This window comes from Telluria sp. LT2P34 (genome assembly GCF_059685915.1).
Genome location: NZ_JCASIN010000002.1, coordinates 561,715 through 574,656 on the forward strand (window position 1 = coordinate 561,715; position 12,942 = coordinate 574,656).

General features: G+C 63.2%; 11 protein-coding genes. 5 read left to right on the plus strand and 6 right to left on the minus strand.

All coding sequences use genetic code 11. The features are described 5' to 3' along the window. Nucleotides 1-64 precede the first annotated feature (64 nt). Complete coding sequence (gene rng / locus AC56KZ_RS08380; RefSeq protein WP_497161694.1) at nt 65-1,528, plus strand: ribonuclease G; 1,464 nt, start codon at nt 65-67, stop codon at nt 1,526-1,528. 11 nt (nt 1,529-1,539) lie between these two features. On the opposite strand, the gene AC56KZ_RS08385 is transcribed toward rng, so the two are convergent. Next, the gene (locus tag AC56KZ_RS08385; RefSeq protein ID WP_497161695.1) at nt 1,540-2,703 is read right to left on the minus strand and encodes a sensor histidine kinase; all 1,164 of its coding nucleotides are present in this window, start codon (nt 2,701-2,703) and stop codon (nt 1,540-1,542) included. A 248-nt stretch (nt 2,704-2,951) separates the two neighbouring features. Here AC56KZ_RS08385 and AC56KZ_RS08390 point away from each other — a divergent pair, with 248 nt between their 5' ends. From AC56KZ_RS08390 to pepA, 4 genes are all read left to right on the plus strand, one after another. Beyond that, on the plus strand, nt 2,952-3,845 hold the full coding sequence (locus tag AC56KZ_RS08390) for a sensor histidine kinase (RefSeq protein ID WP_497161696.1): 894 nt from the start codon (nt 2,952-2,954) through the stop codon (nt 3,843-3,845). An 80-nt stretch (nt 3,846-3,925) separates the two neighbouring features. Beyond that, the gene (locus AC56KZ_RS08395) at nt 3,926-4,333 is read left to right on the plus strand and encodes a hypothetical protein (RefSeq protein ID WP_497161697.1); all 408 of its coding nucleotides are present in this window, start codon (nt 3,926-3,928) and stop codon (nt 4,331-4,333) included. 5 nt (nt 4,334-4,338) lie between these two features. Continuing rightward, nucleotides 4,339-5,799: a DUF7125 family protein gene (locus AC56KZ_RS08400; RefSeq protein ID WP_497161698.1), complete on the plus strand. Its 1,461-nt coding sequence runs from the start codon at nt 4,339-4,341 to the stop codon at nt 5,797-5,799. Between the two features lie 330 nt (nt 5,800-6,129). Then, nucleotides 6,130-6,990, plus strand: a complete 861-nt coding sequence (pepA, locus tag AC56KZ_RS08405; protein ID WP_497161699.1) for a flocculation-associated PEP-CTERM protein PepA — start codon at nt 6,130-6,132, stop codon at nt 6,988-6,990. A gap of 50 nt (nt 6,991-7,040) precedes the next feature. Here the strand turns inward: pepA and AC56KZ_RS08410 are convergent, their stop codons facing one another. The 5 genes from AC56KZ_RS08410 to fdhF are packed head-to-tail and all read right to left on the minus strand — an operon-like array spanning nt 7,041 to nt 12,941. After that, nucleotides 7,041-7,847: an ABC transporter substrate-binding protein gene (locus tag AC56KZ_RS08410; protein WP_497161700.1), complete on the minus strand. Its 807-nt coding sequence runs from the start codon at nt 7,845-7,847 to the stop codon at nt 7,041-7,043. Next, nucleotides 7,834-8,529, minus strand: a complete 696-nt coding sequence (locus AC56KZ_RS08415) for an ABC transporter ATP-binding protein (protein ID WP_497161701.1) — start codon at nt 8,527-8,529, stop codon at nt 7,834-7,836. Before AC56KZ_RS08415 ends, AC56KZ_RS08410 begins: the two co-directional genes overlap by 14 nt. Further along, nucleotides 8,526-9,233, minus strand: coding sequence for an ABC transporter permease (locus tag AC56KZ_RS08420; RefSeq protein ID WP_497161702.1), 708 nt, complete (start codon nt 9,231-9,233; stop codon nt 8,526-8,528). The genes AC56KZ_RS08415 and AC56KZ_RS08420 overlap by 4 nt, the downstream gene beginning before the upstream one ends. Nucleotides 9,234-9,252: 19 nt before the next feature. Then, entirely contained in the window at nt 9,253-10,143 is an 891-nt protein-coding gene (locus AC56KZ_RS08425; RefSeq protein ID WP_497161703.1) for a formate dehydrogenase accessory sulfurtransferase FdhD, read from the minus strand. Then, entirely contained in the window at nt 10,140-12,941 is a 2,802-nt protein-coding gene (gene fdhF / locus AC56KZ_RS08430; protein WP_497161704.1) for a formate dehydrogenase subunit alpha, read from the minus strand. The genes AC56KZ_RS08425 and fdhF overlap by 4 nt, the downstream gene beginning before the upstream one ends. Nucleotide 12,942: the final 1 nt, after the last annotated feature.

Here is a 12,942-nt window from a genome sequence, read left to right on the forward strand (position 1 = left end):
CGCACACCCGCCCCGTCCAGCGTGTATCATGGCACTCTGAACAATATCCCCGTGCGCAGCGTCCATGAACGAAGACATCCTCATCAATATCACTCCGCAGGAAACGCGCGTGGCGCTGGTCCTGCAGGGCGCGGTGCAGGAGTTGCACATCGAACGCACGCTGACGCGGGGCCTTGCCGGTAACGTTTATTCGGGCAAGGTCGTGCGCGTGTTGCCGGGAATGCAGTCGGCCTTCATCGATATCGGCCTCGAGCGCGCCGCCTTCCTGCACGTCGCCGACATCTGGGAAGCCCGCCCCCACGACAACAGCAACGTGCCTCCGACGGCGATCGAAAAGCTGCTCTTCGATGGCCAGGTGCTGACCGTGCAGGTCATCAAGGACCCGATCGGCACCAAGGGCGCGCGCCTCTCGACCCAGATCTCGATCGCAGGCCGGATGCTGGTCTACCTGCCGCAGGATAACCACATCGGCATCTCGCAAAAGATCGAAAAGGAAGCCGACCGCGAACTGCTGCGCACGCGCATGGCGGGCCTGCTCCCGAGCGAAGAAAAGGGCGGCTACATCGTGCGCACCCAGGCCGAGGAAGCGTCGGACACCGACCTCAGCGCCGACATCGATTACCTGCGCAAGACCTGGGCCGCGATCCAGAACGGCGCCCGCACCCGCCCCGCGACCAGCCTGCTCTACCAGGACCTGAACCTGGCCCAGCGCGTGCTGCGCGACTTCGTGCACGACGAAACGGCGACGATCCAGGTCGATTCGCGCGAGAACCACGCAAAACTGGTCGAATTTGCCCAGGTCTATACCCCGAGCGTGCTGTCGCGCCTGCAGCATTACACCGGCGAGCGCCCGCTGTTCGACCTGTATGGCGTGGAGGAAGAAATCCTGCGCGCGCTGGGGCGCCGCGTCGACCTGAAATCGGGCGGCTACCTGATCGTCGACCAGACCGAAGCGATGACGACGATCGACGTCAACACCGGCGGCTATGTCGGCGGCAGGAATTTTGCGGATACGATTTTCAAGACCAACCTGGAAGCGGCGCATGCGATCGCCCGCCAGCTGCGCCTGCGCAACCTGGGCGGCATCATCATCCTCGACTTCATCGACATGGACAACAACGAGCACCGCAACGCCGTGCTGGTCGAGCTGAAAAGGACGCTGGCGCGCGACCGCACCAAGGTGTCGGTGAGCAGTTTTTCCGCGCTTGGCCTGGTCGAAATGACGCGCAAGCGCACCCGCGAGTCGCTCGCCCACATCCTGTGCGAGCCCTGCCCCGCCTGCGCCGGCAAGGGGCAGGTCAAGACCTCGCGCACGATCTGCTACGAAATCCTGCGTGAACTGCTGCGCGAAGCAAAACAGTTCAATCCGCGCGAGTTCCGCATCCTCGCCTCGCAGGAGGTGGTCGACATGTTTTTAGAGGAAGAATCGCAGCACCTGGCCATGCTGGGCGACTTCATCGGCAAGAAGATTTCGCTGCAAGTGGAAAAGGGCTATCACCAGGAACAGTACGACGTCATCCTGATGTAGTTATCAGCCGCTTAGCTTTGGCCACTACCGTCATCGAGTTGCGGCCGCGGCAGCCGCACGGTGAACTTGCTGCCCTTGCCCAGGCCTTCGCTTGAGCATGCGACTTGTCCACCATGCAGTTCGACCAGATTTTTCACCAGTGCCAGGCCCAGGCCCAAGCCTCCTTGGGAACGGTCCGGGGTTCGCGCCGCTTGTGCGAAAAGCTCGAATGCTTGCGGAATAAACTCCGGCGCCATGCCCGCGCCGTTATCTTCTACCGATATCACAACCTCGCTTTCAAGCAGCGTCATCTTCAACTGCAGGTGGCCGCCTTCCGGCGTGTATTTAGCAGCGTTCGTCAGCAGGTTCGTGATGATCTGCACCACGCGCTTCTTGTCGGCCTGTACTACAGCTGGTTCGGGCGGCGTTGTGATCACGAGCTTGTGACGGCGCGCATCAATTTGTGGCGACACTTGTTCTACAGCATCCAAGATCACTTGCCGGATGTCCAACACTTCCAGCTTGACTTCGATGATGCCGCGAGTGACGCGTGATACATCCAACAGGTCATCCACCAGGCCCGCCATATGCGTCACTTGTCTGGCAATGATGTTGCTGACGTTGTCCACCACCGGGTCATCCAGTTTCGATCTTTTCAGAATGGTTGCGGCTGTGCTGATGGGTGCCAGCGGATTGCGCAATTCATGACCAAGCATCGCCAGAAAATCATTCCGGCGGTCTTTCTCTGCGTCGTCCGACTTTCGTTTAGCCTGGGCATAGCTGAATACCGATGCAGCAAGCAGCTGATCAATCGCTTCGTCGAAGCGGATGATGTCGCCGACATCCGTGGGACTGGTGAGTGGCAGGGCCTGCGCCCAAAGCCTGAGAACGCTGGAGCGTAAAGCGCGATACTCGGAAACCACTTGCTCTACTGTGAACTTCGAGTCCAGTCGAGCAATGCCATGGCCGGCGTCATCATGTTGCCCGGGCTCGTCGCCATGGGACTTTTCAATCTGCTCTTCGATCGACTGGACCGTACACAGGTCCTTGGCAATCATGTTGAGCATCAGCGCAGCATGGTTGCGCAAGTCTTTGTCGGACATATTGTCTGCCGCAGGCTTCAGCGTACGCGCAAAATTCTCCCACTCATGGAGAATCGACTCTAAGTCGGAAACGATGAAATCTGCCAGGCGCAAAACGTACTCCCAATCGGAACTAGCAATAATTATAACTTTTTAAGCATCTTGGAGGAGCACAATTCGGAGCTGTCATCCTGATCCAGGCTAGCTCATGCCCGCCCAATGCAGCCGGTCGTCCCCGGTTCAGAACAATTCGTCTCCGCCTGCCTTTTTTTCTTGACTTGGCGGCCCGAATTCCCTAGCTTCTGAACAGGTAGCAGTTTTTCCGAAGCCGCGGGCTGCGGCACATCAACTGGGCTTTTGACATGGGTATAGAAACTCCAGGTTACAAGAGCGTGGCACGCAGCGGACGCTCCACTGCGCTAGACACGTCGGCAACGCAGGACTTCGACGCTGCGCACGCGGCTGAACTGCTGAGCCTGACGCAGAACCAGATGCTGGTCAACCAGGCGCTGGTGGAGAAGATCTTCGCCCTCGAACAGGCCGAAGAAGCGCTGCGTGCATCCGAACAAAAACTGCACGAATTGCTCGCGCACCAGCTCGCCACGCGCGACGATGAACGCAAGCGCATTTCGCAGGAACTCCATGATTCGCTCGGCCAGAACCTGCTGGCCCTGCGCATCGACATCGTCCTGCTGCACCAGCACACCACCAAGCGCCACTATCGCCTGCGTGACCGCATCGGTTCCGCGCTTGATAATGTCGACGTCACGCTGCGTACGGTCAAGGAGTTGATGGGCGAGCTGCGCCCACCCTGCCTGGAGCTGGGCCTGCACGCGACCGTCGAGATGGAATTGCGCAAGTTCACCCGTGCCAGCGGCATCGCATGCGAACTCGACGTGGACGACAGCATCCCCGAGCTGGTCCTCGGTGAGGAAGCGGTGCTGACCGTTCACTATGTGCTGCAGGAATGCCTCAACAATGTGGCGCGCCACTCCCTGGCCAGCCGGGTGACCGTGAAGCTCGATGCCGGCGCGGACAGCCTGTCGCTGCGCGTCATCGATAACGGGATCGGCTTCGACCCCGGCGCGCCCCGCAAACCGAACAGCTTCGGCCTGCTCGACCTGCATGAGCGCGTTGCCTCGCATGGCGGCGAACTGGTCGTCAAGAGCGGGCGCGCCGAAGGCAGTGAAGTAGCACTCCTTATTCCGATCGCTCCTGCGTCCCGGAATGCATCCAGCGCGCATACTATCGGATAAAATAGCTGTTCTGAACACATCCGTCCGCTACCTGTGACGCACTCCGCGTCCCTGGGCTACCCTTCTGTTGCTTGCACGCTATGCCAATTCCGACCGAGCTGTTCGCGACAATAATGGGGCGCCTCGCCGCCGATAGTGCCGCCGAGAGCGCAGCAGCCGCGATCGGACTGTGGAAAACCCTGTTTCGCAAATTCAGTCCCCTGATCGGCCCCCTCAGTGCGGAACTGCTGTTCGTGCGCAGCCTGGCGGCGTATGCCGCGGCCTTTCCGTGGCTGCCTCAGATCGGCGCGGGCGACACGAAGACCGCGTTTGCCCAGTTCGAGCACAGCCTGGGCGAGCGCACATCCGAGGAAATCGTCGCCGCCAACCATGCGCTGATGCTGACTTATATTACGATGCTGGCGGACCTGATCGGCGTGCGCCTGGCAATCAAATTCCTGGGTACCGCATTCGCCGCCGATGACATCAAAAAGAATAATGAGGAGTAAGCGTCATGACCGATAAAATTGAGCTGCGCCTGCTGGCAACCGGCGTTCCCGGACTCGACACCGTCCTTGGCGGTGGCCTGCCCGAATTGTCGTTCAACATCATCGGTGGCGCCCCAGGTAGTGGCAAGACAACGTTTGCCCAGCAAATCATGTTCGGCCTTGCCACCCCGCAGTGCCGTGCACTGTTTTTTACCGCGATGGGCGAGCCGCCCGTCAAGATGCTGCGCTACCAGCAGCAATTCAGCTTCTTCGATTTCGACAAGGTCGGTGATTCGGTCGAGTTCATCAGCCTTGCGCCCGAGGTCGAAGAAGGCAATTACGACGCCGTGCTGATCCGCATCCTCGAGGAAGTGCGCCGGCACGGACCCGGACTGGTGTTCATCGACTCGTTCCGATCTTTTGTGCAGGGCGTGCGCGGCGACAATCACAACGTGGCGGCGCTGCAAGCCTTCGTGCAGCAGCTGGTCACCCATATGACAGGCTGGAACGCAACCACCTTCCTGATCGGCGAGTACCAGGCCAATGAAGCCGACGAAAACCCGATTTTTACCGTTGCCGACGGGATTATCTGGCTCAACCAGCACGTGCAGCGCAATGTCATGTCGCGCAAGCTGCAGGTCATCAAGATGCGAGGACAGCGGCAACGGCCGGGCCTGCACGCTTTCCGGATCGACCGCAACGGCATCGAAGTCTTCCCGCGCCTGTTGCCCATCATCGAACCGGCCCACCTGGGCGCGCAGGCGCAGGCGATCAGGACGCGGCTGTCGAGCGGCGTGCCGATGCTCGACGAGATGCTTGGCGGTGGCTATCCGGCCGGCTACACCGTACTGGTGAGCGGTCCGGCCGGCTCGGGCAAGACCATCCTGGCCACCGAATTTCTGGCCGCCGGTGCACGCAATGGCGAAACCGGTGTCGTCGCCCTGTTCGAGCGCAATCCCACCCAGTTGATGAACACCCGCCTGGACCAGCTGGTACGCTCCGGCCAGGTCAGCCTGGCCACCATGAGCGCGCTCGATCTGTCGATCGACGAAACCCTGCACGATCTTGCGGCCCTTATCGAGCAGACCAAGGCGACGCGCGTGGTGCTCGACTCTATTCCCGGCTTCATGATGTCGCTTGCGCCCGAAGCGCGCGAGGATTTTTCCGAGTCGCTTTACCGCATGGCGACCGTGTTGTCCAGTAAGGGCGTGACGCTCTTGATGACCAACGAAATGGAAGACCGCTTCCACGAGCTGCGCTTCAGTCCGCATGGCAGTGTCGTACTGGCCGATGTCGTGATCATGCTGCGCTATATCGAGCACCATGCCGAGCTGCATACCGTCATCTCGGTCATCAAGGTCAGGGGCTCGAAGCACAGCCGCCAGATCCGCAGCTTCGATATCGGTGACGACGGTGTCACTATCGGTAGCGGCCCCGCGCCCTACGAAGGCATTCTGTTCGGGAATGTGCGCGCAACCGGGTCGTAAGAACGCGTCGATTCGGCCATCTCCATCAGAACGTGAAACGCCAGCCTCAGGGCTGGCGTTTTTGTTGGCGCGGCTTCCCTGCATAGACATACATTGTTAACTTTGTCGAGAGAATCAGCGTAAACGCAACAAATTTATATTTTGCTATTTCACAATTGTTATTAAGAATTCTTAATAGAAACAAGCACTTGTCGGGAATCTTTACACGTCTTTATGAAATTCGAATGTGAATTATCCAAGCGCTTGATTCAATGAATTATTTTCTGCGGGCATGGCAATTGCTTTACCTTAAGTTCCTCTCTCCTGACGACGAATTGTCGAAAGATAACAATGAATTCCCTGAAAAAACTTATTTGTGCTGCCGCCTTTGCGCTCGGCACGACCGGTACCGCAATCGCGAGTCCGGTCATGAACAACTGGGTATTCAACCCCAACGGCGGCGGTTACACGGCCGGCCAGGTCATCAACGAATACCTGGATTTCAACGGTAACTCGTTTATCCAGCTGACTTCGACCGGTGGCAATTCCTTCTCGTTCCGCGAACATGCCGTTTTTAATGTCATGCAGGCGGACAGCAACGGACAGGCGCTCGCGATGAACTTCCCGGGTGGCAGCATCAGCGCTACCTTCGAAGCGCAAGGCACCGGCCAGTTCGGCGGCGGCTTCACCATCAGCAGCGGTACCATCCGCATGTACCAGAGCGGCAGCCAGGCCAGCTATGCCAGCGCCCAGGGCCTCTACGGCGCCAACCAGGGCCGGCAGATCGCCGAGTTCAGTGTGTTGGGCGGCGGCGGCCTGGTCGATGAAAGCGGTCTTCCGACCAGCAATGGCCAGGTCAGCGTGTTTGCGCAGGCAGCGCCTGGAATGCTTGCGGCGGGCTATTTTTTCAATAGCGCCGGCCAGGACCTGTCGACCCAGTCGCTCCTGTCGTTTGCGTTTACCAATGCAAACACGATCGCCTCGCCTTCCACCACCCTGATCAGCGAACTGGTCTGCCAGTACGCCGGCTTCACGGCCGCTGGCTGCACGGACACGACCTATCGGAACCGTCCGGGCGAGTATTTCGTGCTCGGTACGAACGGCCAGTTCAAACTTGCCGAAGTACCGGAACCGGGCACGCTCGCCCTGTTCGGCATCGCGCTGCTGGCCGCCGGCGCGACTGCGCGCAAGCGTCAGGTTCTGCGCAAGTAAGCTGCCCTCCACAGGCATAAAAAAAGCGGCTTCGGCCGCTTTTTCCGTTTTTACCTGGCCGCGTTCGGGAAGAACAGCTGCTCGCCGTTTGGCCTGAAGGCGGCGATGCGCGCCTGGGCTTCCGGCGAGGTGATCCATTCGATGAATTGCTGGGCGCCCCTGGCATTCACGCCCGGGTGCCTGGCCGGATTGACGGCAATGATGCCGTAGGGGTTGAACATGCGGCGGTCGCCCTCGACCAGGATCGCCAGCCCGGTTTTGGCCCGGTAGGCGCCGTAGGTGGCGCGGTCGGTCAGGGTATAGGCGCGCATTTCGGCGGCCATGTTCAGCACCTCGCCCATGCCCAGGCCGGCCGACACGTAGCGCGCGCCGGCGGGCCTGGCGCCGGCCGCCTGCCAGTAGCTCTTTTCCATCAGGTCGGTACCCGAATTGTCGCCGCGCGAGATGAACCTGGCGCCGCTGGCGGCGATCTGCGCAAAAGCGACGACGACATCCTTGCCGCCCCTCACCCGGGCCGGGTCGGTTGCCGGGCCGACGACGATGAAATCGTTGTACATGACCTCGCGCCGGCCGACACCCCAGCCTTCGCGCACGAACTGGTCTTCGAGCGGGCGCGCATGCACCAGCGTCACATCGACGTCCCCGTTTTTCCCCAGTTCGAGCGCCTTGCCGGTGCCCACCGAGATCACGTTGACCTTGATCCCGGTCTTCGCCTCAAAGGCGGGCAACAGGTGTTTCAGCAGGCCCGAGTTCTCGGTGCTGGTCGTGGTCGACAGGCGCAGCACATTTTGCGCCAGCGTGACAGGTGAAGCGATTAGCGCGCACAGCGCGACTGCAATCAGATTACGGCGTTTCATCGATGTCTCCTTTGAGTGGGCGGTATTCAAGCCGGCCGTCGCGCAGCTTCAGGCGGCGCACGCCGGGCAGGCCGATCAGGTCGCGGTCGTGGCAGGCCATCACCACGGTGCTGCCCTTTTCCATCAGCGTCGGGATCAGGGCGATCACCTGCTCGCGCGCGGCGCCATCGAGGTTGGCGGTCGGCTCGTCGAGCAGCAGCAGGCGCGCGCCCAGCACCCGGGCCCGCGCCAGCGCCACGCGCTGCTTCTCGCCCCCGGACAGGCGCGCCGGGTCGGTAGCGGCCAGGTAGGCGACCCCGGCCCAGGCCATCGCCTCCTCGACCAGCTGCGCAACGCGCGCCTTCGGTTCGCCGCGGGCCAGCAGGCCATAGGCGATGTTATGAAAGACGCTGGTGGAAAACATGATCGGGTGCTGGTGCACGTAGACGACGGCCTGGCGCAGCGCGTGTGGATACGGGTGCAGCGCGAGCTGCTTGCCGTCGAATTCGACCTGGCCGGCGTCGATCCGCTCCAGCCCGGCCAGGGCGCGCAGCAGCGTGCTCTTGCCGACGCCGTTGGCGCCGGTCAGCACATAGGCACTGGCGGCCTCGAGGCGCAATTCGTCGATGTCGAACAGCAGCCGTTCGCCGTGGCGGCGCGACAGGGCGCGTACCGTCAGCAGCGGTGTCGAGGCCGGGCTCACAGGCGCCCTCCCGCGGTATGCGCTTCGCCCTGCAGCAGCATCAGGGCGCCGTTCATCAGGAGCGCCAGCGCAACCAGCACGATGCCCAGCGCGATCCCCTGCGCGAACTCGCCCTTGCTGGTCTCCAGGGCGATGGCGGTGGTAATGGTGCGCGTTTCGCCTTCGATATTCCCGCCCACCATCAGCGCGCAGCCGACTTCGGAGATCACGCGTCCGAAACCGCTGATGACGGCCGCCATCACGCCGTAGCGCGCTTCGTGCAGCACGGTGAGCATGGTGCGCCAGCGCGAGGCGCCCAGCGCGCGTGCGGTCTCGGCGTAGCGCGCATCGAGACCCTGCACCGCCGCCAGCGTAAACGCCAGCAGCACCGGCAAACCGACGATGACCTGCCCGAGGATGATGCCCGGCTGCGAAAACAGCCACTCGAGGGAACCCAGCGGACCGCGCCGCGACAGCAGCAGATACAGCAGCAAGCCGATCAGGACCGTCGGCAGGGAAAGCGCGCACTGCGCCAGCCAGACGGCGATGCGGCGGCCCGGAAAGCGGTGCATGGCGATCGCATATCCCAGCAGCACGGCCGGGGGCGCGGCCAGCAGCAGGCCGATGATGCTGGTCTTCAGCGATACCCAGATGATGCGCCACAGCGCCGCGTCGCCGGAAAACAGCAGCGCGAAGGCATGCGCCGTGGCGTCGATCAGGGACATGATGGAGCGGCCCGGGGGCTCAGGCCGGAAGCACGGGCCCGGACAGTTCGAGCAGCGCCGGCTCGAACTCCAGCCGTTCCTGCCCCGCCAGCAGCAGGAAGTGCTTGCCGCTGCAGCGCGCCAGCAGCGACATGCCGACCCGTTCGGCCACCATGTGGCCCATTTGCGTGGTGCCCGAGCGCGACAGCAGGAAGGGAATGCCCATCTGGGCGCCCTTGATCACCATTTCGGAAGTCAGGCGCCCGGTGGTGTAGAACACCTTGTCGTCGCCCGCCATGCCTTCCAGCCACATCAGGCCGGCGATGGCGTCGACCGCGTTGTGGCGGCCGACGTCCTCGACAAAATAGAGCAGCTCGCCGCTGCTGGAAAACAGGGCGCAGCCGTGCACGGAGCCGGCCTGCTTGTAGATCGATGGCTGGGTGCGGATCAGGTCGACGATGCGGTAGACGACCGATTGGCGCAGGCGCGCCGATTCGCTCAGCGAGATCGTGTCGATCTCGTCCATCAGGCCGCCAAAGACCGAGCCCTGGCCGCAGCCGGTGGTCACGACCTTTTTTGCGGTGCGTTCCTCGACGTCGGCGATGCCGTTCCGGGTGACGACCGCCACCGCGTCCACCGCCCAGTCCACCTGCACCGACACCACGTCCTCGATTGCCCGCACCAGGCGCTGGTTGCGCAGGTAGCCCAGCGTCAGCGCCTCCGGTGCGCCGCCCAGGGTCATCAGGGTGACCAGCTCGCGTTTGTCGACATACACCGTCAGCGGGCGCTCGGCGGGGATGGAGATGGTCGAGCGCCGCGCCCGCTCGTCGAGCGCGCTCACCTCGTGGGTGAGGTGGGCGTGCGCGTTGGAAAGCTGCGGTCGATACCGGGGCTGGTGCTGGTGCTGCAGTGGCAAGTCTGGACGGTTCATGTTGCCAATTGTGCCATGCCCTCCAGGATTTGGCCGCCACCATAACTGCCCTGCGGTGCGAGCTCTCCACCCGGGCTGACCTTGATGGCGCAGTACTTGAACTCGGGGATCTTGCCGACCGGGTCGAGCGCGGCATTGGTGAGCCGGTTGATCGCCGCTTCGTAGTAGCAGAAGGGGACGAAAATCGCGCCCACCGGCGAGCTGTCGTCGGCGCGCGCATACAGCGCCACTTCGCCGCGGCGCGAGGCGATCGTGATGACATCGCCCGGTTTGACGCGCAGGCGCTCCATGTCGAGCGGGTGCACCAGGGCCACCGGATCGGGCTCGATCGCGTCGAGCACGGTGGCGCGCCGGGTCATGCTGCCGGTATGCCAGTGTTCCAGCTGGCGGCCGGTGATCAGCACCATCGGGTATTCGGCATCGGGCCGCTCGTTGGCCGGGATGATGTCGGCCGGAACGAAGCGCGCACGGCCACCCTCGCGCGGGAAGACTTCGGTGAACACGACCGGCTGGCCGGCGTCACCCTCTTCCAGGCAAGGATAGACCACGGCGCCTTCGCTTTCCAGGCGGTCCCAGGTAATGCCGCCGATGCTGGTCATGGTGCGGCGCATCTCGTCGAACACTTCCGACACGTGCTTGTAATCCCACGGCAGGCCGAGCCCGTTGGCCATCTGCTGGATGATCCACAAGTCCTGCTTGGCGTCGCCCGGTGGGGTGATCGCCGCCCGGCCCAGCTGCACCAGGCGGTCGGTATTCGTGAAGGTGCCGGTCTTTTCAGGGAAGGCCGAAGCCGGCAGGATCACGTCGGCCAGGTAGGCCGTCTCGGTCAGGAAGATGTCCTGCACCACCAGGTGCTCGAGCGCGGCCAGCGAGGCGCGCGCGTGGTTGGCGTCGGGGTCCGACATGGCCGGGTTCTCGCCCATGATGTACATGCCGCGGATCTGGCCGGCGTCGATGGCGTGCATGATCTCGACCACGGTCAGGCCCGGTTTCGGGTCGAGCGTGGCACCCCAGGCGGCCTCGAACCTGGCGCGAGCAACCGGGTTGTCGACGCGCTGGTAGTCCGGCAGCATCATCGGGATCAGGCCGGCATCGGACGCGCCTTGCACGTTGTTCTGGCCGCGCAGCGGGTGCAGGCCGGTGCCGGGACGGCCGATCTGGCCGGTCATCAGCGCCAGCGCGATCAGGCAGCGCGCGTTATCCGTGCCGTGCACGTGCTGCGAAATGCCCATGCCCCACAGGATCATCGAGCCCTTCGAGGTCGCGTACAGGCGCGCCACATAGCGGATGGTCTCGGCATCGATGCCGCAGATCGGCGCCATCGCTTCCGGGCTGTACTCGGCCACGTTCGCTTCCAGTTCGGCATAGCCGATGGTGCGGCTGGCGATGAAGGCTTCGTCGACCAGCTTTTCGGTGACGATCACGTGCATCAGCGCGTTCAGCAGCGCGACGTCGGTGTCCGGCTTGAACTGCAGGTAGCGGTGCGAATGGCGCGACAGTTCCGAGCGGCGCGGGTCGAGCACGATCAGCTTGGCGCCGAGCTTGACAGCATTCTTGATCCAGGTCGCGGCCACCGGGTGGTTCACGGTCGGGTTGGCGCCGATGACGACGATCACCTCGGAACGCATCACGTCCATCACCGGGTTCGAGACCGCGCCCGAGCCGATGCCTTCCAGCAGTGCCGAGACCGAGGAGGCGTGGCACAGGCGGGTGCAGTGGTCGACGTTGTTGGTGCCGAAACCGGTGCGAACCAGCTTCTGGAACAGATACGCTTCTTCGTTGCTGCCCTTGGCCGAGCCGAAGCCGGCCAGCGCGTTGCCGCCGAAGTTGTCGCGAATGCCGGAGAGCTTGCCGCCGGCCAGCGCCAGCGCTTCTTCCCAGGTCGCTTCGCGGAAGACTTCGAGCACGCGGTCCGGGTCCATCGTGAACTCGCCGGTCTTCGGCATGCCTTCGCGGCGGATCAACGGTTTCGTCAGGCGGTGCGGATGGTGGGCGTAATCGAAGCCGTAGCGGCCCTTGACGCACAGGCGGCCGTGGTTGGCCGGGCCGTCGCGTCCTTCGACGTACAGGATCTTGTTGTCCTTGACGTTGTAGGTCAGCTGGCAGCCGACGCCGCAGTACGGGCAGACCGAATCGACCTGTTTATCCGGGATGTTCAGCGCCACTTCGCGCGCCGGCATCAGGGCGCCGGTCGGGCAGGCCTGGACGCATTCGCCGCAGGCCACGCAGGTGGAGGCGCCGAGCGCGTCGCCCTGGTCGAACACGATCGTCGCGTTTTCGCCGCGGAAGGCCAGGCCGATCACGTCGTTCACCTGCTCGTCGCGGCAGGCGCGCACGCAGCGCGTGCACTGGATGCAGGCATCGAGGTTGACGGTGATGGCGGCGTGGGTGGCGTCGCGCTGCGGCTGCCTGCGGGTGGCTTTGAAACGCGGCTTGCCGAGCTGGAGTTTTTCGGCCCAGACGTCGACTTCGTTCTTGCGGGTGTATTCGGCCTCGGGCATGTCGGACAGCAGCAGCTCGAGCACCATCTTTTGCGCGGCCAGCGCGCGCGGGCTGTCGGTGCTGACCTTCATGCCGGCGGTCGGATAGCGGCAGCAGGACGGCGCGAGCACGCGCTCGCCGTCGATCTCGACCATGCAGGAGCGGCAGTTGCCGACCGCGTCCATGCCTTCCTTGTAGCACAGGCGCGGGATCTCGACGCCTTCGCGGGTGGCGACCTCGATCAGGGTCTCATGGCGCAGCGCCGCGACTTCGCGGCCGTTGAGTTCGAATGTGACGGTAGGTGTAATGGCATTCATG